The sequence below is a fragment of the Streptomyces sp. NPDC079167 genome, assembly GCF_040686735.1.
Lineage (GTDB): Bacteria > Actinomycetota > Actinomycetes > Streptomycetales > Streptomycetaceae > Streptomyces.
The window spans coordinates 269,039-290,923 of sequence record NZ_JBFBLO010000009.1 but is presented as its reverse complement, the minus strand read 5'-3'; the positions used below and the strand labels follow the sequence as shown (position 1 = coordinate 290,923).

Here is a 21,885-nt window from a genome sequence, read left to right as displayed (position 1 = left end):
CTGGTGGTGCGGTGGCCGTGAGGTGACTAGCCGACCTGCCGCAACTCCCAGTAGTGCGGCTCGATGGGGGCCTGCCTCACCACGATCCGACCGGTTACATCAGGGCTGTCGACCAACTTCCCCCACGAGGTGGACCCGTCTCCGGGGGTGTGCTCGATGTCGGCCCACACCACGCTTCCGGGACCCGCGGAGCCGAAGGAGACGGTCCACTCGGCGTACCTGTCGGCGCAGGTGTCGCCGACCTTCACCCTGTGGTCCGTGGTCAGGCCGAGGCAGGTGCGCGGATTCGAGCCCGGTGTGGAGACCTCCATCGTCCCGTTGGGACGTTGCCGCACCTGCCAGTCCGCCGAGGTCGACGTGCTGCCCGTGCAGGCGCCCAGCTCCACCGGGCCGATGTTCGCGTGCGTTCTGGTCCAGACCAGGCACCTGCCGTCCTGCAGAGCCGCGAACCGGTAGATCCCGTCGACGACCGGGGCGGCGTGGGCGGGTTGCGGAAGGGCGGCGGCAGTGGCCGCGGCGGCCATGACTGCGATGACGCGTGAACGCATGGGAGGGACCTCCTCGAACAGCCGTGGTCGCGTCGGTCGCCGGCACAGACGCGGGCGACGCGCGTTCCGCCGGGGACGGCGGCGGCACCCGATACTGGAACACCGGCCCGCCCGGTGGCCGTCTCCGGTAGCCGCTGTCACCCGCACGGCCGAGCCGCGTCACCCGATGGCGTGGCGGCTCGGCCCCTGCTGGTCGCAGCCCTCAGGAGCTCTCGGTCCGTCGCCCGCCCGGCCTGGGAGGCTCGACCGCGTCGCGGATGGCGGCGCGCGCCGCTGCGGCCACGGCCTCGGCGGTGATGCCGAACTCGTCGTACAGCCGCTGGTAGTCGGCGGATGCGCCGTAGTGCTCCAGGCTGACGATCCGGCCGGCGTCGCCGACCACCTCGCGCCACCCCTGGCCCACGGCGGCCTCGACGCTGACGCGTGCCCGCACGTCCGGCGGCAGCACCTCGTCCTGGTAGGACAGCGGCTGCTCGGCGAACCATTCGCGGCAGGGCATCGAGACCACGCGGACGGCCAGTCCTTCGTCGACGAGCAGCTTGCGCGCGTCGAGGGCGATCTGGACCTCCGACCCCGTCGCCACCAGGATGACGTCGGGGGCGGTCCCGGCGGCCTCCACCAGGACGTAGGCGCCGCGCGCCGCTCCCCCGGCGGAGGCGTGGACCCCGTCGGCCCGGTCGAGCACCGGCAGGTTCTGCCGGGTCAGGACGAGGCCGGCGGGCCGGTCGGTGTGCTCCAGGATCGTCCGCCAGCAGACGGTGGTCTCGTTGGCATCACCGGGGCGTACGACATCGAGCCCGGGGATCGCACGCAGTGCGGCCAGGTGTTCGACGGGCTGGTGGGTGGGGCCGTCCTCGCCGAGACCGATCGAGTCGTGGGTCCACACGTAGGTCGCGGGAAGCTTCATCAGGGCGCCGAGGCGGACCGCGGGGCGCATGTAGTCGCTGAACGTCAGGAACGTGCCACCGTAGGGCCGGGTCAGGCTCTGCAGCGCGATGCCGTTGAGCACCGCGCCCATGGCGTGCTCACGGATACCGAAGTGCAGCGTGCGCCCGTAGGGGCCTCCCGAGAACTCGGCCGTCTGGCGGTCCGCCGGGATGAAGGACGGCTCGCCGTCCATGGTGGTGTTGTTGCTGCCCGCGAGGTCCGCGGAGCCGCCCCACAGCTCCGGCAGGACCGGGGCGAGCGCGGTGAGCACCTTGCCGGACGCCTTGCGGGTTGCCATCCCCTTGGGGTCGGCGGGGAAGTCCGGCAGGGCGTCGGCCCAGCCGTCCGGGAGCTCCTGCTCCCGCAGCCGGTCCAGCAGGGCCGCCCGCTCCGGAGCGGCGGTCCGCCAGTCCTCGTAGGTCCGCTCCCAGCGCTTCCGGGCTTCCCTGCCCCGCTCCCCCACGGCCCGGGTGTGGGCGAGGACCTCGTCCTCCATGGGGAAGTACACCTCGGGGTCGAAGCCGAGGAGCCGCTTGGTGCCGGCCACCTCGTCGTCCCCGAGGGCCGACCCGTGTGCCTTACCCGTGTTCCTCTTCGTCGGCGCGGGCCATCCGATGATCGTGCGCAGCATGATCAGAGAGGGCCTGGACCGCTCCGCCTTCGCCGCCTCGATCGCGGCCAGCAGCGCGTCGACGTCCTCGACGTAGTCGCCCGTACGGGTCCAGTCCACGGTCTGTACATGCCAGCCGTACGCGGCGAAGCGGGCCGGGACGTCCTCGCTGAAGGAGATGTCGGTGTCGTCCTCGATGGAGATCTGGTTGGAATCGTAGAAGGTGATGAGGTTGCCCAGTTGCTGATGGCCGGCCAGCGACGCGGCCTCGGAGGCGACGCCCTCCATCATGTCGCCGTCGGACGCCAGCACGTAGACGTGGTGGTCGAAGGGGCTGGTGCCCGGTGCGGCATCCGGGTCGAGCAGTCCCCTCTCGCGGCGTGCGGCCATCGCCATCCCGACGGAGGCGCCCATGCCCTGGCCCAGCGGCCCTGTGGTGATCTCGACGCCGCGGGTGTGCCGGTACTCCGGGTGGCCGGGGGTCGCCGACCCCCAGGTCCGCAGCGCCTTCAGGTCCTCCATCTCCAGGCCGTAGCCGGCCAGGTAGAGCTGGATGTAGAGGGTGAGGCTGGTGTGGCCGCACGAGAGGACGAAGCGGTCCCTGCCCAGCCACTGGTCATCGGCGGGGTCGTGCCGCATGACCTGCTGGAACAGCAGGTAGGCGAGCGGGGCCAGACTCATCGCCGTACCTGGATGGCCGTTGCCCTTCTTCTGGACGGCGTCGGCGGCGAGCACCCGCACGGTGTCCACCGCACGCAGGTCCACGTCGCTCCACCCCGCCCGCTCGGCCAGTGGCCGGGCGAGGCCGGGGTCTCGTGATGCCGTGAGGCCGGAAGAGGATCGCTCGGGCGCCATGGTGTTGTCTCCCTCGGACGTCGCTTCTCGGTACGACGGGGCCGGTAGGTGCGGCTCGCCACCTCTCGCATCCTCCGTTTTCCCGCCGCCCTCCGCACCCGGAGTGGCGGCGGCGAAAGGTCCCGTCGACCCGCGCCTACCCTCTGCGGCCCCCGACAGACACGACGAACTTGTTCGTGACGAACATGTTCGTTACGGTTCAGGAGTGACCCCGCGATCCCCGGAACCCCGAAGCCGCCGAGAACGGCCGGCCAAGCCTGCCCTCACCCACGAGACCATCGTCGCCGCCGCCGTCCGGCTCATGGCCGCCGAAGGACTGCAGCGCGTCACCATGCGCCGACTGGCCCAGGAGCTCGACACCGGGGCCGCGTCCCTGTACGTGTACGTCGCCGGCACGGCGGAACTGCACGCCGCGATCCTCGAGGAACTTCTCGGGGAGGTCGATCTCACTCCGGCCACCGGCGACGGCGACTGGCGTGACCGGCTGGCACAGGTACTCCTGTCGTACACCCGCGTCCTGTTCGACCACCCCGGCCTCGCCCATTCCGCACTGCTCGCCCGGCCCGCCGGGCCGCACTACCTGGCACTCGTCGAGACGGTCCTCGCGATCCTGCACCAGGGCGACGTACCCGACGCGCAGGCCGCCTGGGGAGTGGACGTACTCCTCCAGGTGGCCACCGCCACCGCGGCCGAGCAGTCCGGGCGCGCGGGTGATCCCGACGCCGAGGCCGAGCACGACGCGCTCGTCGGGACATTGCGGCAGGCATCCCCCCGGACCCATCCACGCATCGCCGCGCTCGGCAGCGACCTCGCCTCCGGCACCCCGCAGCAGAGGCTGGCCTGGATCTTCCGTGCGGTCGTCAACGGCACGGCCGGCACACCCCGCTGAGCTCGCCGGAAGCGCCCGTGCCCGTACGAAGGAAAGCGAAGGCATGACCATGAACACCACCCCGCACCACCCCATAACCATCGTCGGCGCCGGCATCGGCGGTCTGGTCCTCGCCAGGGTTCTGCGTGTACACGGCATCGAGTCCGCCGTCTTCGACCTGGACGCCGATCGGCATGCCCGCACCCAGGGCGGCATGCTCGACATCCACGGGGAGACCGGCCAGGCGGCGATGCGCGCCGCGGGACTGTACGAGGAGTTCCGGGCCCGGGTGCATCCCGGCGGCGAAGCCGCGCGCGTGGTCGACAAGCAGGGCCGCGTGCTGCTGGACCAGAAGGACGACGGCACCGGTGACCGGCCCGAGATCGACCGGGGCGATCTGCGCGATCTCCTGCTCGACGCGCTCCCCGGGGACACCGTCCGCTGGGGCGCCAAGGTCATGGGGGCGGAGCCGCTCGGCGACGGGCGCCACACGGTGACGCTCGCGGACGGCACCACGTGCACCACCGGCCTGCTCATCGGGGCGGACGGCGCGTGGTCGAGGATCCGGCCGCTGCTGTCCGGTGCCCGGCCCGCGTACACCGGCATCTCCTTCGTCGAGCTCGACCTCCACGACGCCGATGCCCGCCACCCCGAGTGCGCCGAGCTGATCGGGGGCGGGATGTTCTTCGGCCTCGGCGAGAACAAGGGGTTCCTCGCCCACCGCGAGACGGACGGAAGTCTGCACGTCTACGCCGCGCTGCGCGCAGCCGAGGACTGGCTGTCCACCATCGACTTCACCGACACCGAGGCCGCGAAGGCCGCAGTGCTGGCGCACTTCACCTCCTGGGCGCCCGGCCTGCGCAGGCTGATCACCGATGCGGACGGCCCACTGACCCCCCGGCTCATCCACGCACTGCCCACCGGGCACCGCTGGCAGCGCCTTCCCGGTGTCACCCTGCTCGGCGACGCCGCGCACCTGATGTCCCCGTTCGCGGGCGAGGGCGCCAACCTCGCCATGATCGACGGTGCCGACCTGGGGCAGGCCGTCGCCGCACACCAGGGGGACACCGAGGCCGCGCTGTCGTCCTATGAGGCGGTCCTGTTCGCCCGGAGCGAGCAGACCGCTCTGGAGTCCGCGCGGGGCCAGGAGACCCTGTTCGACGACCGGGCACCGCAGCTGCTCATCGACATGTTCACCTCTCACGGGGCATAGGCACACGGCTGCGGCGTCGCCGGCGCCGTGTGCCTATGCCCCGGGCGGGGCCGGGTCACCGGAGCCGGTTCACATCACCGCCACGTCCGCGAAGCGGGCCGCCGTGTGCAGTTCGGACTCGATGTCCCCCGCGGTGCGTCGCAGTTCGGGCAGCACCTGCTCCAGGCATTCGCCGATCGTCCGGCTGCTGCTGTGCATGGCGACGTTGACGGACGCGACCGCCGTGCCCGCCCGGTCCCGTACGGGTACGGCGATCGAGCGCAGGCCCGCCTCCAGCTCCTCGTCGACCAGGGCGTATCCCTCGGTGCACACGCGCTCCAGGGCGGCTTCGAGTTCGGTGCGGTGGGTGAGGGTGTGGGGCGCCAGGGGGCGCAGCTCCGCGTGGTCGAGGAGGGGCCCGAGCTCATCCGCGGGCAGTCCGGCCAGCAGGGCACGGCCCAGAGAGGTGGCGTAGGCGGGAAAGCGTGTGCCGACGGTGATGTCGACGTTCATGATGCGGTGGGTGGCGGCGCGCGCCACGTACTGCACGGAGTCGTCGACGAGGACGGCGAGGGAGGCGGAATCCTGGATCCGTTCCGCCAGCGCGGCGAGGTGCGGGTCGGCGATCCGCGCCAGGGTCGTGCGGGAGAGCGGGGCGTAGCCGAGGGCCAGGACGCGTGGTGTCAGCCGGTGTTCACGGCCGTCGGCCATGACGTATCCGAGGTGTTCGAGGGTGATCAGGGCGCGGCGGGCGGAGGCGCGTGAGAGACCGGTGGCGCGTGCGACTGCGCTGAGCGTCAGAGCGGTGCCGTTCTCCCCGAAGGCGGTGATGACGGTCAGGCCCCGGGCGAGGGACTCGATGAACTCCCGGCCGAGCTCCTGCTTCGAGGCCGCGGTCCAGGAGGCGAGGGGCCCCGGGGCCGGGGCCGCCGCAGGGCTCGCGGGAGACGCGTCACGCAGTCGGCGCTCCATCGCCGAGGCGGCGTCGAGCAGCTGGGGCAGGAGGTCCTCGCGCAGGCCCCGCGCGGTGTGCCTGCTGGTGTGGCTGACCACGCTGAGCGCGCACGCGATGCCGCCGGCGTGATCGCGGACGGGCACGGCGAGGGCGAGGAGGCCTGGCTCGATCAGCTGGTCGTCCACCACCCAGCCGTCCGCCCGTGCCCCTTCCACGCGCTCCTCGAACAGGTCGTCCGCCGGACGCGGACCCGGAGGCAGGGAGGGGAAGCCTGCTCCGTCCGGGTCCGAAGCCCGCCGCTCCCGCCAGGCCCGCCACTCCTCGGCCCCCCATCGGGTGGCGAACAGCGTGCCGGGGGCGGTGCGTTCGGCCGGCAGCAGGTCACCGATGCGGAAGCGCAGGGACATCGCGCGCCGGCGGGTGGTCTGGTGCACGAAGCGGACGCCGCTGCCGTCGGGGACGGCGAGGGAGACGGACTCGTCGAGTTCCTCCGCGAGGGCGTCCACCCGGCCGCCGAGGAGGCCGGGAAGGCGGGCGGAGATGAGGTAGGCGTTGCCCAGCTCCATCAGGCGGGGGGCGAGGGTGACGACCTTGCCGTCCAGACGTACGTATCCCGTGCGGGCGAGCGTGAGCGTGATCCGGTCGACGGTCGAGCGTGCCAGCCCGGTGGCGCGCTCCAGATCACTGAGGCCGAGGGAGCCGTCGGCGTCGGTCAGCCGGCGCAGGACGGCTATGCCACGCATCAGCGGGGCCACCGCCTCCGCGGGTGTCTCCCCGCCCGTCCGTGACGTGCCGTTCGGTGCCATGTGTCCTCCGTCGGGTGGGGCAGGCGCCGGGACCGTTGACAGAGCTCCGGCCCTGGCGGCAGACTCACACCATCATAGTGAAGGAAACTTCACCATGCGAACACTAGTGGATGGGCGGTCCCATGGACAAGGTGGTCGCGTCAGCGGCGCTGGCCGTCGCCGACGTGCCGGACGGCGCTTCGGTGGCGGTGGGAGGATTCGGTCTCAGCGGTGTGCCGAACGTGTTGATCGACGCTCTGTACGCGAGCGGCGTCAGCGGGCTCGGAGTCGTGTCCAACAACTGCGGGGCGATGGACTCGGGGCTCGCGGTGCTGCTCTCCGCCGGCCGGATCACCCGCGTGACCGGCTCGTACATCGGCGGGAACAAGGAGTTCGCCCGGCAGTACCTCGGCGGTGAGCTGGAGCTGGAGCTGATCCCCCAGGGCACCCTCGCCGAGCGCCTCAGGGCCGGCGGGGCGGGGATACCCGCGTTCTACACCCCCGCAGGCGTGGGCACGCAGGTCGCCGACGGCGGTCTCCCCTGGCGCTACGACGGCGACGGCGGGGTGGCCGTCGCCTCCCCGGCCAAGGAGGTGCGCGACTTCGACGGCACGGAGTACGTCCTGGAGCACAGCATCCGCACCGACTTCGCCCTCGTCAGGGCGGCGAAGGGCGACCGGCACGGCAATCTGGTCTTCAACAAGTCCGCGCGCAACTTCAACCCGCTCGCGGCCATGGCCGGCCGCGTCACCGTCGCGGAGGTCGAGGAGCTGGTCGAACCCGGCGAGATCGACCCGGACCACGTGCACCTGCCCGGCATCTTCGTCCAGCGGGTGGTCGCGCTGACACCCGAGCAGGCCGTGGACAAGAAGGTCGAGAAGCGGACGATCACGGAGCGGGAGGCGCGGGACCGATGACCTGGAGCAGGAACGAGATGGCGGCCAGAGCGGCCGCGGAGCTGCGCGACGGCGAGTACGTCAACCTCGGCATCGGACTGCCGACGCTGATTCCCAACCACCTGCCCGAGGGCGTGCACGTCGTCCTGGAGTCCGAGAACGGCATCCTGGGCACCGGCGCCTTCCCGTACGACGAGGACGTCGACCCCGATCTGATCAACGCGGGGAAGGAGACGGTGACCGTGCGTCCCGGCGCCTCCTTCTTCGACTCGGCGCTCTCCTTCGGCATGATCCGGGGCGGTCACATCGACGCCGCCGTCCTCGGGGCCATGGAGGTCTCGGCCCAAGGCGACCTCGCCAACTGGGCGGTGCCGGGGAAGATGGTGACCGGCATCGGCGGGGCCATGGATCTCGTGCACGGGGCCCGCCGCGTCATCGTGACCATGACGCACACCTCCAAGGACGGCAGCCCGAAGATCGTCGAGGAATGCACCCTGCCGCTGACCGGCAAGGCGTGCGTCCAGCGCATCATCACGGACCTCGCCGTGCTCGACGTGACCGACGGCGGCCTGGTCCTGGTGGAGACCGCACCCGGGGTGACCGCCGCCGAGGTCATGGAGAGGACGGCCGCCCCGGTCCTCGTTCCCGAAAGGGCCACCTCATGAGCTTCCGCCCCCGCGACGTGTACGTCGTCGACGCCGTCCGCACCCCGATCGGCAGGTACGGCGGGGCGCTGGCGCAGGTGCGGCCCGACGACCTCGCCGCCCACGCCATCCGCGCGCTGCTCGACCGCACCCCGGAGCTCGACCCGTCGCGCATCGGTGACGTGGTGCTGGGCAACGCCAACGGTGCGGGTGAGGAGAACCGCAACGTCGGCAGGATGGCCACGCTCCTCGCGGGCCTGCCGGTCTCCGTCCCCGGCGTGACCGTCAACCGGCTCTGCGCCTCCGGCCTCGAAGCCGTCGTGCAGGCGGCCCGTGCGGTGGCGCTCGGGGACCACTCGCTCGTCGTGGCCGGTGGCGTCGAGTCGATGACCCGCGCCCCGTACGTCCTGCCCAAGAGCGACCGCGCCTTCCCCGCCGGGCACCCCGAGATGTACTCGACCACGCTGGGCTGGCGCATGGTCAATCCCCGGATGGATCCGCAGTGGACAGTGCCGCTCGGCGAGAGCGCCGAGCTGATCGCCGACAAGCACTCCATCAGCCGGGAGCAGCAGGACGAGTTCGCCCTCGCCTCCCACCGGAAGGCCTCGGCGGCACGGGCGGCGGGGCTGTTCGACGGGGAGATCGCGCCGCTGACCATCCCGCGCCGGAAGGGCGGTCCGCTCGTCGTCGACCGGGACGAGTGCATCAGGGACGACGCCTCGCTGGATGCCATGGCCAAGCTCCGCCCGTCCTTCCGTGCGGACGGCGGCACCGTCACCGCGGGCAACTCCTCACCTCTGAACGACGGTGCGGCGGCCCTGCTGCTGGCGGACGAGGAAGGCCTGCGGGCCACCGGCCGCGAACCGCTGGCCCGGATCACGGCCTCCGCGGTGTCGGCCAATGAACCGCACTACTTCGGGCTCGCCCCCGTCGAAGCCGTGAACAGGGCGCTGGACCGGGCCGGCAGGAGCTTCGCCGACCTCACGGCCCTCGAACTCAACGAGGCGTTCGCCGCCCAGGTCCTGGGCTGCGTCGCCGAGTGGCCCGATCTCGACCCGTCCGTCCTCAATCCTCGTGGTGGAGCGATCGCGATAGGCCATCCGCTCGGCGCCTCGGGGGCCCGCCTCGCCGGATCCGTCGCGCACCAGCTCAGGGCCGCCGGGTCCGGGACGGGCGTGGCAACGCTCTGTATAGGCGTGGGTCAGGGCTCCGCACTGGTGCTGGAGAGGTAGCCGGGGCTGCTGCGAGGGCCGGCCGCCTCCCGAGCGGCGGAACGGGCGGGCCGGATGAATGATGGACGGCATGACCTCCCTGACCGTGATTCCGGCGGCGGACACGATGCCGCCCGTGCGGCTGCCGCCGCCGGGCGGTCCGGAAGGCATGAGGGCGGAGAGCACGGGCGGAGAGGCCCGTCCGGGGACGGCGAGGGCCGCTCGATGAGGTCCACCGACGGATTGCTGGACATCGGCTTCATGCGCACGGTGTTCGACAGCCTGGGAACAGGCGTGTTCGTCACCGACAACACGGGCCGGCTCACCGCGTGCAACCCGCGCGCGCAGCAGATTCTCCGCCGTCCGCAGGAGGAGATGCTCGGACACGACATGCACGACCTGCTGCACCGCGGACCGGACGGCGCCACGGTCCCGCGGGACGAGTGCGCGATGCTGACCGTCCTGGAGACCGGCCGGACCTCCGAGGGCAGCGAGGAGCTCTTCCTGCGTGGGGACGGCACCCTCGTGCCGATCATCTGGGCGGCCACTCCGCTGCGGCACGAGGGACGTGCGGAAGGCTCGGTGGTCGTCTTCCACGATTTCAGCCTGCACCGTGACGCGGCCGAACAGACCGCGGCCTACCTGGCTGCCCTGGAGGGGCTCACCGCCCGGCTGACGATGGTGGCGGAGGTGTCGACGGTCCTCATCTCCGCCCTGGAGACGCCGGAGATGCTCGACCGGCTGGCCGGGCTGCTCGTGCCGGACATGGGTGACTGGGCGGCGATCGACGTGCACACGGCACGGCAGGCGGGCGAGATGCAGCGCGTCAGCGTCCGGGCCCCCGGCGACCACCGGGCGGCGGAGGCGCTCAAGGGGCCGCTGCCGCCCCTGCCCGAATCCACCCGTTCGGCCGTGGTCCAGGCCCTGCGGAGCGCCGAGCCCGTCGTCCTCGACGCGGACGCCCTCGCGGAGCCGCCCGACAGCCCGCTCGCGCGCGCCCACCGGGAACTCTTCGACCGGCTGGGAGGCAGCTGCGCCGTGGTGGTGCCCCTGCACACCCGGCGGCAGGTCTTCGGCGCGCTGACGGTGGCACGGACCGACCCCGGCACCTCCTACAGCGAGGCCGAGGTATTCGTGCTGGCCGACATCGCGCGCCGCGCCGGCCTGGTCATGGAGGCCGCCGTACTGTTCGAGCAGCAGCGCCATGTCGCCGAGACCATGCAGCGCCAGCTCCTCACCCCCCTCCCGCAGGTCGACCACCTCGCGATGGCGGCCCGCTACCGCCCCGCCGAGAGCGCTGCCGAGATCGGCGGGGACTGGTACGACTCCTTCCTGCTGGGCGACGGGGTCCTGACGATGGTCATCGGCGACGTCGTCGGCCACGATCTCAAGGCCGCCGCCCACATGGCCGAGGTCCGCAACATGCTGCGCGCCCTGGCCTGGGACCGGACGGAACCCCCCAGTCTGATCATGCGCCGTCTGGACGAGGCCATGACCCATACGAGCGACGCCCCCATGGCCACCTGTGTCTTCGCCCGCGTCGAAGGCGAGGAGGGCGGGCCCTGGCGGCTCCACTGGGTCAACGCCGGCCACCCGCCGCCGCTCCTGATCACGGCCGACGGGCACACCCGTTTCCTCGAAGGCGGTCACGGCCCCCTCCTCGGTCTCAGCTCGGCCCTGCACATGGGCCTGGGATGGCCCGACGCCCGTGTGGACCTCCCGCCCAGGTCGACACTGCTGCTGTACACCGACGGGCTCGTCGAGAGCCGCACCCGCGACATCGAGGCCGGTCTCGCCACGCTGCGCCGGCATGCCGCGGCCCTGGCCCGTCGCGACCTCGAGGACTTCCTCGACGAGCTCCTGGCCCGCATCGACCCCAGCGGCGACGACGTCGCCCTGCTGGTCCTGCGCATCCCGGCGGCGGGCGTCGGCGCCGGCCCCGACGAGGCACCGGCGCAGCATGCCCACAGCCCGGCCGCCGACAATCGCGGAGCGCCCGGATCCCGCATCGAGGACACACCCGTCAGGGACACCTCCGAGCCGGCCTGACGCATACGACGGGCGTCCTGGCAAGGGGGGTTGAGGACACCTTCGATTCGGGGCCGGGGCGCACTGATCTTGCGGCGGGCACCTGGCAGGGTCATCGGTGAGCGACCGGCCGGCCCGCGTCATCCGGGCCACGACCCAGGGGGAACACCCATGCATCGCAGGCACATTGCCGCAGCAGTCCTGCTCACCGCCACACTGACCGGGGCGCTCGCCCCCGTGGCTGCTGCCCGGCCGTCGGACCCGGTGCAGCGTCAGCTGGACCTGCTCGTGGACAGGGACGGTGTTCCCGGCGCGCTCGCCTACGACGGCAGGACCACCCGGACGGCCGGGGTCGCGGATCTGGTGTCCGGCCGTCACATGCCGGGCGCCCAGGGCCGGTTCAGGCTGGCCAGTGACACCAAGGCGTTCACCGCGACCGCCGTCATGCGCCTGGTCGCGGACGGGCGGATACGCCTCGACGACCGCGCCGGGGCCTATGTGCCCCAGCTCGCCGGGAGAGCAATCACCGTACGCCAGTTGCTGAAGCAGACCAGCGGGCTTCCGGAGTACTCCGCGCTGGTCGACTGGTCCGAGGCGGGCACGCCGGAGGAGTATCTGGCGCTGGCGCTCGACGCTGAGCCCGTCTTCGGGCCCGGGGAGGACTGGGGCTACTCGAACACCAACTACCTGGTGCTCGGCATGGTGATCGACAAGGCCTCGGGTGTCGGGTTCCGCACCTATGTCGAGCGTACGATCCTGCGACCGCTGCACCTCGACGACACCTACTGGCCGGCCCCGGGTGAGCTGACCCTGCGCGGCCCGCACGCCCGCAACTACGGCGTGCACCCCGCGTCCCCGGAAGCGGGTGTCGTCGATGTGACCGAGCTACCCGGCTACGAGTTCGGCGCGTCCGGCGGACTCGTCTCCACGCCCGAGGACCTCAACGCCTTCTGGGACGGCCTGTTCGGCGGCCGGCTCCTGCCCGGCTGGGCGCTGCGCCTGATGACGCGGGACACCACCGGCATCGGCGGCAGGGACGTCTACCCCGCGGGCAGCCGCTACGGCTACGGCGTCGCCTCGATCCCGCTCAGCTGCGGCGGCGTCTACTGGGGGCACGGCGGCGACCTGCCCGGCGGCTCGGTGGGCGGCGGCCGGGCCTCGGGCGGCCGGGGCACGGTGACCGTCTACACGACCACCTGGGCGGCCGAGGGCGACAGCCTGGGGCATCTCCAGGGCGCGGTGGACGCCGCACTGTGCGCCAACGGCCGGCGGTGAGCTCGGCCGCGAGTACCCTTCGGGTGTACCGCGGGTGACGTTCAGTCCGCCGATGCGGCGCTTTCGCGCCGGCCGGCGTGGAAGCGCGCCTTCTTCTGACGATTCCCGCATGTGTTCATGTCACACCATCTGCGGGTGCGGCTCCGGCTGGTGTCGAAGAAGGCAGCTCGGCAGGTCGGTGACGCGCACAGGGCCAACCGTCCGTCCCGTTCACCCGCGAGGATGCTGATCGCGTCGGCGGCGATCACACCGAGGGCGTCCTCCAAGCGGCGATCCGGGCCGAGCCGCCATCGCCGCGTGCCCTCGGGCGTCAGGATCGCCACGGCCCGCCCCTGAGCACTGCGGGCGTTGATGGTTCGGACAGCGGATGCGGGGAGGGCGTCCTGAATCGCGGCCGCTGTCGCGGCGGCGTGGATCGACTCTCTCAGTTCACGGGCGAGGTCCAGTTGGGCCGGGGTGCAGGAGTCCACGGTGAGGCCGTACACCGCGAGCCAGTCGACGAGTCGACCCGGCACCGGAATGCGCTCCACAGCGCTCCCAAGGCGCTCCGACAGAGTCCCCGTGAAGCTGGTCGCCAGCACGCCGCCGAGGCGGAAGTCAGGGAACGCGGCACTCATGGAACCACCATAGCTGGTTGCAGCGCGGCCCGGAGAACTGTTAGAACCGTCTTAGCCGGTTCGCGGTAAGGCGCGGCCGGCTCCACGACGGCCAGGAGGCCTCATGCCCCGTCCGACCAGCGACGTACAAGCATTCGAAGCCCGTGCCAGTGACGCCGACCTCGACGATCTGCGGGCGCGACTGACCGCGGCGCGGCTCCCGGAGGCCGAGACGGTCCGTCCCGCCGCGCCCGGCTCTCACCGATGGGAACAGGGCGTCCCACTCGCCGACCTCGTCGACGTCGTGAACTACTGGCGCACCGGTTACGACTGGAGGTCGTTCGAGGAGCGCCTCCACCGGGTCGGCCAGTTCCGCACGACCATCGATGATCTGGGAATCCACTTCCTGCACCATCGCTCCCCGCGCGCGGATGCCACTCCTCTGATCCTGACGCACGGCTGGCCGGACAGCGTCGTCCGGTTCGTCGACGTGGTGGAGGAACTGGCGGATCCGAAGGATGCGGACGCACCGGCGTTCCACGTCGTGGTCCCGTCACTGCCGGGCTTCGGCTACAGCGACAAACCGGCCACCACCGGGTGGGGAACCGAGAAGATCGCGGCCGCCTGGGTGAAGCTGATGGGAAGGCTCGGCTACGACACGTTCGTGGCCCACGGCGGCGACTGGGGCGGCAACATCACCACGGTCCTCGGCGGCAGGTTCCCGGCGCACGTGCTCGGCATCCACACCACGTTCGCGGAGGGACCGCCCGGTCTGACGACGGACGGGCTGACGGCGGCCGAGCGCGGGTGGGCCGAGGAGACCAGTGCTTTCTGGCGCGACCGCGCGGCGTACGCGAAGCAGCAGGCGACCAGGCCGCAGACCATCGGCTACTCGCTGGTCGACTCACCGGTCGGGCTACTCGCCTGGATCCTCGACAAGTTCGCCGAGTGGTCGGACACCGAGGACAGCCCGTTCGAGACGATGTCCCGGGACCGCATCCTCGACGACGTCACCCTCTACTGGCTGACGCGGACAGGCGCATCGGCGGCCCGCATCTACTACGAGAGCCACAACTCTCTGGATCCCGGGCTCCGGGTCGACGTCCCGGCGGCACTCACCATGTACCCCCGCGACGTCGAGAAGTGTCCGCGCCCTTGGGCGCAGGAGCGGTACCGGCGGATCGTCCGGTGGAGCACACCCGAAGACGGGGGGCACTTCCCGTCGCTGGAGGTTCCCGAGTATTTCGTCAAGGATCTGCGGGAGGGCCTCGCGGCAGTGCTGGTCGCCCGTCGGTGACCAGCACGGAGCACCGTCTGTCAGACTTGTCGGGGCGCTCCGGGCAGGGAGATGACGCTGCCACTGACGATCGACTGCTCCGATCCGCAGAGTGGTGGCCTTCTGGGCCGAGTCCTGGGGTACGCCCCTGGACCGCCGCCGGCCGAGGACCGAGGGTGCGGTTCCAGCAGGTCCCGGAGTTGCAGGCCGCCAAGAGCCGGTGACACCTCGCCCCGGAAGTCGGTGGTGGCCGTGACGTCCCGCTGGACCTCCGCGTGCGGCGGGTCGACGCCACGGTGGAACGGCTGGTCGAGGTCGGCGCCACCGTCGTACGGATCAAGGACGAGCCGGACACGGGGTTCTACTCCGCTGGCCTTTAGGACCCCGAGGGCAACAAATTCGACGTCGTCTGAAGGCCGTTGCGGCCGTGCTCAGCCGGCCGAGCGTGCGGCCATGTCGAGCAGCTGCTGTATGTGCAGGCCGTGGGCGGCGTCGATGCCGGTGCCCCGGCCGGTCCTGACGGCGGTGGCGAACTCGCGCCGGAGGACCGGCCAGCACTCCTCGTGGTCGATGCCGGCCGTGTCGTAGACCAGCTCCTCACCCGGGCCGAACAGTTCGATCCTGGTCCTGGCATTCGGGAGCCGTACGCTGCCGGAGAGGGATGCCTGGCTGACCGCGCCGTTCTCGTGCTCGCAGGTCAGTTCGGTCCAGCGGCGCGGATCCCCGGTCGCCCGTACGGAGACGATGGGCGCGACCGCGGTGTCGAGGAGGTCCAGGAGGTGGGGGCCGAGGTCGAGCAGAGCGCCGTGTTCCAGCCGCCAGGACGTCGCGAACTCCCCGCCGAGGAAGGCCCCGTGCAGATAGCAGGAGCGGGCTCCCGTGACCTCACGGGTGGCCGCCTCGGCGAGGAAGGCGCGGGTTGCCGGGTGGTACCGCTTGGTGAGGACGAGCTGGGAGACCACTCCGTGGTCGCGTACGGCGTCCGCCACGGCGCGGGCCGCGTCGAGATCGGCGCCGAGCGGCTTCTCCAGCAGGAGCGCGCGGCCGGCAGCCGCCGCGCGGGGTGCGAGGGCGGCCTGGACGGCGGGCGGCACGGCGAACGCGACCGCCTCGCAACGGCCGAGGAGTTCCTCGAAGGAGGCGGCTACCGGTGCGCCGTAGGGCTCGGCGACCTCGGCCGCGGCCTCGGGGCGGCGCGCCCAGACCGCCGCCAGTGAGGTCTCGGGACCGGCCGCGAGCATGCGGGCGTGCATGGCCCGGGCCCAGGGGCCGGCGCCCACGAGGCCGACGCGGACCGGGTCGTGGGGCCGGCTGTCCGGGAGGGGGGCGGTGGACATGGTGCTCTCCGTCGTTCTGCTGTGGGGCGGTGTGCTCAGGCGCCGGTACGGGCGAGTGCCGCGAGGCGGGCGTCGGCGCGTTCGGGGGCGTACAGGTGGTCGATGACCATGCGGGCGGCTCCGGTCAGGGCGGCGCGGTCGCCCAGTTCGGAGGTGACGACCTGGAGGTGGGCGGTGGTGCGCGGCATGGCGCGCTGGTAGATGAGTTCGCGGACGCCGGTGAGGAACGGGGTGCCGGCGAGGTCGCCGCTGAGCATCAGCACGCCGGGATTGAGCAGCGTGACGACCGTGACCAGGACCTCGCCGACGCGCTGCCCCGCCTCGCGGGCGAGCCTGACGGCATCCGGCTGGCCCGCGGCGAGATGCTCGCGTACGTCGGATCCCGAGGCGGTGGGCACCCCGGCCGCGGTGAGCTGCCCGGCGATCGACCGGCCGCTGGCGACGGCGGCGAGGCATCCGTAGGACCCGCACATGCACAGCGCGTCGGGGCGGTCGTGCAGGCGGATGTGGCCGATGTCGCCCGCTCCGCCGTCGATGCCCCGGTAGACCTCGCCTCCGACGACGACGCCGGCCCCGATCCCCGTGGACGCCTTGATCAGGACGAAGGCGCTGCAGTCCGGATGGCCGGCCCGCTGCTCGGCCAGGGCCATCAGGTTGGCGTCGTTGTCGACGAAGACGGGCAGGGGCCCGGCGGCCGGCATCGGGCCGACGTGTTCGGTCCAGGCCTCGCGCAGTCGTTCCCGTACGGGGAAGCGGTCCCAGCCGGGCATGATCGGCGGCTGCACGATCATCGCCGTCTCCCAGTCCACCGGCCCCGGCACGGAGAGACCGATGCCGCAGACCCGCTCGGCTCCCACGCCCGCCTCGGCGAGCAGCGGGCCGAACCAGCGCGCCAGTTGGTCCAGGGCGCGGTCGGGACCGTCGGCGATGACGAGGGCCCCGGTGTGCTCGGCGAGTACGGTGCCGGAGAGGTCGAGCGCGGCGACGCGGGCGTGCCGGGTCTCCAGGTCCGCGACGAGCACCACGGCGTGCACCGGGTCGAACTCCAGCCGGGCGGAGGGGCGTCCGCCGGTGGAGGTGCCGGTGGCGCCGCGCAGCCAGCCCGCTCCGAAGAGCTGGTCGAGCCGGTGTCCCACCGTGGAGCGGGACAGGCCGGTCGCCTGCTGGAGCTCGCCGCGCGTGGTGGCCTCACCGCTGCGAATGAGCTGCAGCAGATGCCCCGCGCTGGCCTGGTTTCCTGCCATCCCCGCCGTCCTCGCCCTGTCTGTCGCGTCCGCGCCCGCCCCGAGGGGCTTTCGGTCTCTCCTCGCCGGCCTCCCGGCTCCCGGCGTCAGCCCTTGTCCGCACCGCTGGTCAGGCCCTCGGTGAGGAGCCGTTCGGCGGAGAAGAACAGGAGTACCACAGGGATGGTGAGGACGACCGACCCGGCCATCAGCACCGTCTTGGACACCTCGATGCCGTTGGCGAGTTGCTGGAGGCCGAGGGAGACGGTCCACCGTTCGGGGTCGGCCGCCAGGAAGAGGAGGGCGAACAGGAACTCGTTCCACGCGATCATGAAGACGTAGAGCCCGGTGGCCATGAGGGTCGGCAGGGCGAGCGGCAGGATGATCTTGCGTACGGTCTGCAGCCGTGACGCGCCGTCGATCGCCGCCGCCTCCTCGATGCTGAACGGGATGGTGACGAAGTAGTTCTTCAGCATGTAGATCGAGACGGGCACGGTCTGCGCGATGTAGACGATGGCGAGCCCGATGAGGCTCCCCGACAGCCCCATCTTCGCGAACATGACGAAGAGCGGGACGGCCAGCAGCGTGGCCGGGAACAGGTAGACGGCCAGGAAGACCGCGCTGACCTGACGGTTGCCGAAGAACTTCAGCCGGCTGACGGCGTACGCGCCCGGTACCGCGGCGGCCAGTGTGAGCAGGACCGTGGCGACGGCGACGAGTGCCGAGTTGAGCAGCATGCCGAGGAAGCCCTGGCCTCCGTCCTCCGAGGACCTCAGGACGCTCTCGTAGGTGTCGAGCGTGAAGTCCTTCGCCGAGACCCAGAGGTTCCCCGGGTCCAGGAGGAGTGCGTCGATGGGCTTCACCGACAACATCAGCATGTAGTAGAAGGGCACGATCGTGATCGCCGCGAGGAAGGCGATCACGACCCAGCGCAGGACCCCGAAGAACCGTTCCTCGAACTGGGCGCGGGTGAGCCGGGGGCGCCGCGGCGCCGGCCGCGGGCGGGTGGTGCGCTCCGCCCGGTCACGGGTCATGGTGGGGGTGGCGGTCATGCCGACTCCTCCTGCATCTTCTTGCCGAAGAACTTGAAGTAGACGCCCAGGAGGGCCATGAGCACCACGGCGAGGACGAGGGCCTGCGCGGAGGCCGCCCCGACGTCGAAGCGCGAGGTGAGGAAGTCGTAGACGCGGACGGCCACGACGTCCGTGCCGGAACCGCCGCCGGTGAGCAGGTAGATGTCGTCGAACTTGTTGAACGTCATGATGAAGCGCAGGACGGACAGCAGGGCGATGACGGGCATCAGCTGCGGCAGCAGGATGTGCCGGAAGCGCTGGGAGAGCGTGGCACCGTCGACCTCCGCGGCCTCCTCCAGCCCGGCCGGAACCGCCTGGAGGCGGGCGAGCATGAAGAGGAAGGCGAACGGGAAGTAGCGCCAGGTCTCGAAGGCGATGACGGTCAGCAGGGCCAGCGGGATGTCGAAGTGGACGCCGAGCACGCCGACTTCGTAGGAGCGGGTGGAGAGGAAGGCGATGGGGTCGTCCCATCCGAAGAGCTTCTGGCCCCACTCGTTCACGATGCCGTACTGCGGGCTGAGTGCGACCTCCCACACGAAGGAGACCGCGACCACGGGGGCGACGTACGGCAGGAGCATGGCGGCGCGCAGGGCGCCCCTTCCACGGAAGGGCCTGCGCAGGGCGAGGGCGGCGATCAGACCGAGGACGACGGAGCCGGCGGTGGCGCCGACGGTGTAGAGGAGCGTGGTGCCGAGGCTGCTCCAGAAGCCGGGCGAGCCGAAGACCTGGGAGAAGTTGTCCAGGGTCCAGCGGCCGAAGAGGCCGTTCTCCTGGATGTCGACCAGCTTGGCGTTCTGGAAGGCGAGCAGGACGGTCCAGAGGATCGGCAGGATCACCACGACCAGGACCACCAGGAAGGTGGGGGTCACGAAGGCGAGCCCCGCGCGGTTCTCCCGCGTGCTCGTGCTCTGCGGTTGGACGCGGCGCTTCTTCGCGCCGCTCGTGATTGTGCTCATGGGTCGGTTACCTCGTGAGGGAGCGGCGGGCGGCTACTGGAGGGACTTCTGGAGGGCGGCCACTTCGGCGTCGGCCTCCTCGGCCGCCTCGTCGGGCGAGAGCTGGCCGCTGGTCATCGCCCCGATGGCCTTGGCGACGGGGAGTTCGCCGTTCGTCGCGCCGACGAGGGCGCCCTGCCCCTGGGCCAGGCCCCACCGCTTCATGCCGCCGACGCCGGTGACGAGCCGGTCGAGGAGCGCGGAGGGGTAGGCCTTCTGCATGGACTCTCGGCGGTCGACACCCATGACGCTGGCGCGCCAGGCCTGGTCGAAGGAGCCGGGCTTCTCGGCCGTGCCGGTGCGGACGGGGATCTTGCCCTCGGGAGCCATGCCGAACCAGTCGGCGTACCCCTTGCCCATCATGTACTCGATGAACTTCCGGGAGGCGTCCGTCTCGGCGGTCCGGGTGACGGCCCAGGACGTGATCTCCCCGAACTGGGCGGGTTCCTTGCCGTCGGGGCCCTTCAGGGAGGTGACGACGCCGGTGTTGCGGGCCAGGAACTTCGGGTCCTTCTTGCACTCCGGGCAGCTGGGGAGCGCGTCGGACCGCAGGCCGGCGAGCTCGTCCAGGAGGAAGGACGACCAGACCATCATCGACGACTGCCCGGCGAAGTAGGTGGCGCGGGTTGAGTCCACACTCTGGGTGCCGGGCGCTCCGTGCCCGCGGGCGAGTTCGTCGTACGCGGCGAACGCGTTGCGGCACGCCGGGGAGTCGAGAGCGGGCTCGCCCGCCTCGTCGACCAGCTCGCAGCCGTTGGCCAGGGCGAGGTCCTCGAAGCTCTGCTGGGTGAAGACGTCCGAGGGGTCGGTGGCCAGCGAGATGCCTTCCCGGCCGCCCTTGTCGAGCGCGGCGGCGGCCTTCAGGGCGCTCGCGTAGTCCTCCGGTGCGTCCAGTCCCGCCTTCGCGAACAGGTCCTTGCGGTAGACGAGGATCTGGAGCCAGGCGTCGGAGGGGACCCCGAGCCTGGTGCCGTTGTCCGAGGTGAGTTCGAGCGCGTTGCTGTTGAACGTGTCCGGCCGCAGGTCCTTCACGATGCGGTCCGCGACCTCGGTGTCGAGCAGGCCGTTGCCGTACATCTGCCAGACCTGGCCCATCGGGACCGCCCCGATCACGTCCGGGAGCTTGCCGGCCGCGGCGGCGGACATGATCAGTTGCGGCAGCTGGGCCTCGTCCACGCCCACGAGGTCGACCTCGACGCCGCTCTCCTTCTCGAAGCGGCTGATGACCTTTCTGGTCGCCGCCATCCTCGGCGGCAGGTTCTCCTGCGACCACACCGTGATCCGGTTGTCGGGCCTCTCCGCGCCTGAGCTGCCGGAGCAGCCGGCCAGGAGGCCCCCCGCCAGAGTCGCGGCGAGCCCGAACAGGGTCACCTTCGACCGTCGGGTCTTCATCACCATGCTGTGTCCTCACGCCACTTACGCACTTTCCTGACGCATCTCAGCATCACTTTTGCTTGTTGACAAGACATAACTCTGAGATATCTTCGACTGAAGTCAGCGAGCAACACCCCTCCAAGCGCTACCGGAGCCCCCGTGGAACGCGTCGTCCAGTTCACCGGCCCCCGTCAGGTCGAAGTCGCCGAGCACGGGAGCGCCCCGCTCCCCGTGGGGCATCTGCGGGTCCGCACCCGCTACTCCGGCATCTCGGCAGGAACCGAACTCACCGCCTACCGGGGTACCAACCCGTATCTGACGCGAACCTGGGACGCGGAGGCCCGGATCTTCCGCGACGGCGCGGCCGGGATCGAGTACCCGGTGGCCGGCTGGGGCTACTCCGAGGTCGGAGAGGTCACCGAGGTCTCACCCGAGCTCGTCGGCACGCCCGGCATGCCGGTCGCGGGCGATCTCGTCTGGGGCATCTGGGGGCACCGCAGCGAGGGCATCGTCCCGGCCGAGCGCATGATCGGCCACACCCTGCCCGCGGGACTGGAACCGCTCGCCGGGGCCTTCGCCCGGGTCGGCGCCATCGCGTACAACGCGATCCTCGCCGCGGACATCCACCTGGGCGAGGACGTGGCCGTCTTCGGCCAGGGCGTCATCGGGCTTCTCACCACCCGTCTCGCCCAGCTCAACGGAGCACGCGTCACCGCGGTCGACGCGCTCGACGGCCGGCTCGCGACGGCCCGTGAGTACGGGGCACGGCACACCCTCAACGCCCGTACGGACACCGTCGCCGAAAGCATCCGGGCCGCCACCGGCGGGGCGGGCGCGGATGTGGCGATCGAGATCAGCGGTGTGTACCCGGCGCTGCACGAGGCCGTGCGCTCCGTCACCGTCGGCGGCCGGGTCGTGGCGTCCGGCTTCTACCAGGGCGACGGCGCGGGTCTCCGCCTGGGCGACGAGTTCCACCACAACCGGGTGCAGCTGATCTGCTCCCAGATCGGCGGAGTGCCTCCGCAGCTGGCGGGGCGCTGGACCGTCGAGCGGCTCCAGCAGACCTTCCTCTCGCTGGTCGCCGAAGGCCAGGTCGACGTGAAGTCCCTGGTCAGCCATGTCGTCCCGGTGGCGGAAGCCGCCGACGCGTATGTACTGCTCGACGAGACGCCCGCCGACGCCCTCCAGGTCGTCCTGGAGTTCTGAGCCGCGCGGCC

Annotated in this window: 19 protein-coding genes; 10 read left to right on the top strand and 9 right to left on the bottom strand. The window is 71.6% G+C overall.

Going from position 1 to position 21,885, the window contains the following annotated elements; all coding sequences use genetic code 11:
* Positions 1–26: 26 nt before the first annotated feature.
* Positions 27–548 carry a hypothetical protein gene (locus AB0P41_RS21035; protein ID WP_365933433.1) on the bottom strand — a complete coding sequence of 174 codons (522 nt, stop codon included), beginning with the start codon at positions 546–548 and terminating at the stop codon, positions 27–29.
* Positions 549–750: 202 nt separating this feature from the next.
* The gene (gene tkt / locus AB0P41_RS21030; RefSeq protein WP_365933431.1) at positions 751–2,940 is read right to left on the bottom strand and encodes a transketolase; all 2,190 of its coding nucleotides are present in this window, start codon (positions 2,938–2,940) and stop codon (positions 751–753) included.
* A 205-nt stretch (positions 2,941–3,145) separates the two neighbouring features.
* Between tkt and AB0P41_RS21025 the strand changes: the two genes are divergently transcribed.
* On the top strand, positions 3,146–3,829 hold the full coding sequence (locus AB0P41_RS21025) for a TetR/AcrR family transcriptional regulator (RefSeq protein WP_365933430.1): 684 nt from the start codon (positions 3,146–3,148) through the stop codon (positions 3,827–3,829).
* 49 nt (positions 3,830–3,878) lie between these two features.
* Positions 3,879–5,021 (top strand): NAD(P)/FAD-dependent oxidoreductase, encoded by a 1,143-nt coding sequence (locus AB0P41_RS21020; RefSeq protein ID WP_365933507.1) that lies wholly within the window; start codon positions 3,879–3,881, stop codon positions 5,019–5,021.
* Between the two features lie 69 nt (positions 5,022–5,090).
* Here AB0P41_RS21020 and AB0P41_RS21015 read toward each other — a convergent pair whose 3' ends face one another.
* Positions 5,091–6,761, bottom strand: coding sequence for an IclR family transcriptional regulator C-terminal domain-containing protein (locus tag AB0P41_RS21015; protein WP_365933428.1), 1,671 nt, complete (start codon positions 6,759–6,761; stop codon positions 5,091–5,093).
* A 122-nt stretch (positions 6,762–6,883) separates the two neighbouring features.
* Between AB0P41_RS21015 and AB0P41_RS21010 the strand changes: the two genes are divergently transcribed.
* The 5 genes from AB0P41_RS21010 to AB0P41_RS20990 all read left to right on the top strand — a co-directional run bounded on the left by AB0P41_RS21010 (position 6,884) and on the right by AB0P41_RS20990 (position 12,794).
* On the top strand, positions 6,884–7,657 hold the full coding sequence (locus AB0P41_RS21010) for a CoA transferase subunit A (protein ID WP_356714137.1): 774 nt from the start codon (positions 6,884–6,886) through the stop codon (positions 7,655–7,657).
* Complete coding sequence (locus AB0P41_RS21005) at positions 7,654–8,301, top strand: CoA transferase subunit B (RefSeq protein ID WP_356714136.1); 648 nt, start codon at positions 7,654–7,656, stop codon at positions 8,299–8,301. The genes AB0P41_RS21010 and AB0P41_RS21005 overlap by 4 nt, the downstream gene beginning before the upstream one ends.
* Entirely contained in the window at positions 8,298–9,512 is a 1,215-nt protein-coding gene (locus AB0P41_RS21000; RefSeq protein WP_365933426.1) for a thiolase family protein, read from the top strand. The genes AB0P41_RS21005 and AB0P41_RS21000 overlap by 4 nt, the downstream gene beginning before the upstream one ends.
* Before the next feature lie 204 nt (positions 9,513–9,716).
* Positions 9,717–11,540 (top strand): SpoIIE family protein phosphatase, encoded by a 1,824-nt coding sequence (locus AB0P41_RS20995; protein WP_356714134.1) that lies wholly within the window; start codon positions 9,717–9,719, stop codon positions 11,538–11,540.
* Between the two features lie 150 nt (positions 11,541–11,690).
* Complete coding sequence (locus tag AB0P41_RS20990) at positions 11,691–12,794, top strand: serine hydrolase domain-containing protein (protein WP_356714133.1); 1,104 nt, start codon at positions 11,691–11,693, stop codon at positions 12,792–12,794.
* A gap of 41 nt (positions 12,795–12,835) precedes the next feature.
* Here the strand turns inward: AB0P41_RS20990 and AB0P41_RS20985 are convergent, their stop codons facing one another.
* Complete coding sequence (locus AB0P41_RS20985; RefSeq protein WP_356714132.1) at positions 12,836–13,411, bottom strand: CGNR zinc finger domain-containing protein; 576 nt, start codon at positions 13,409–13,411, stop codon at positions 12,836–12,838.
* Between the two features lie 103 nt (positions 13,412–13,514).
* Here AB0P41_RS20985 and AB0P41_RS20980 point away from each other — a divergent pair, with 103 nt between their 5' ends.
* Together AB0P41_RS20980 and AB0P41_RS20975 are read left to right on the top strand one after the other, a co-directional pair.
* Positions 13,515–14,687, top strand: coding sequence for an epoxide hydrolase (locus AB0P41_RS20980; protein ID WP_365933424.1), 1,173 nt, complete (start codon positions 13,515–13,517; stop codon positions 14,685–14,687).
* A gap of 254 nt (positions 14,688–14,941) precedes the next feature.
* Entirely contained in the window at positions 14,942–15,046 is a 105-nt protein-coding gene (locus AB0P41_RS20975) for a hypothetical protein (RefSeq protein WP_365933422.1), read from the top strand.
* Positions 15,047–15,097: 51 nt separating this feature from the next.
* On the opposite strand, the gene AB0P41_RS20970 is transcribed toward AB0P41_RS20975, so the two are convergent.
* From AB0P41_RS20970 to AB0P41_RS20950, 5 genes are all read right to left on the bottom strand, one after another.
* Positions 15,098–16,003, bottom strand: a complete 906-nt coding sequence (locus tag AB0P41_RS20970) for a Gfo/Idh/MocA family oxidoreductase (RefSeq protein WP_356714130.1) — start codon at positions 16,001–16,003, stop codon at positions 15,098–15,100.
* 35 nt (positions 16,004–16,038) lie between these two features.
* Complete coding sequence (locus AB0P41_RS20965) at positions 16,039–17,247, bottom strand: ROK family transcriptional regulator (protein ID WP_356714129.1); 1,209 nt, start codon at positions 17,245–17,247, stop codon at positions 16,039–16,041.
* 86 nt (positions 17,248–17,333) lie between these two features.
* A complete protein-coding gene (locus AB0P41_RS20960) occupies positions 17,334–18,260 on the bottom strand; it encodes a carbohydrate ABC transporter permease (RefSeq protein ID WP_356714151.1) in 927 nt (308 codons plus the stop codon).
* A 14-nt stretch (positions 18,261–18,274) separates the two neighbouring features.
* Positions 18,275–19,255, bottom strand: coding sequence for a sugar ABC transporter permease (locus AB0P41_RS20955; RefSeq protein ID WP_356714128.1), 981 nt, complete (start codon positions 19,253–19,255; stop codon positions 18,275–18,277).
* A gap of 33 nt (positions 19,256–19,288) precedes the next feature.
* On the bottom strand, positions 19,289–20,692 hold the full coding sequence (locus AB0P41_RS20950) for an extracellular solute-binding protein (RefSeq protein WP_356714127.1): 1,404 nt from the start codon (positions 20,690–20,692) through the stop codon (positions 19,289–19,291).
* A 135-nt stretch (positions 20,693–20,827) separates the two neighbouring features.
* On the opposite strand from AB0P41_RS20950, the gene AB0P41_RS20945 reads away from it, so the two are divergent.
* Positions 20,828–21,874, top strand: coding sequence for a zinc-binding alcohol dehydrogenase (locus tag AB0P41_RS20945; protein WP_356714126.1), 1,047 nt, complete (start codon positions 20,828–20,830; stop codon positions 21,872–21,874).
* Positions 21,875–21,885: the final 11 nt, after the last annotated feature.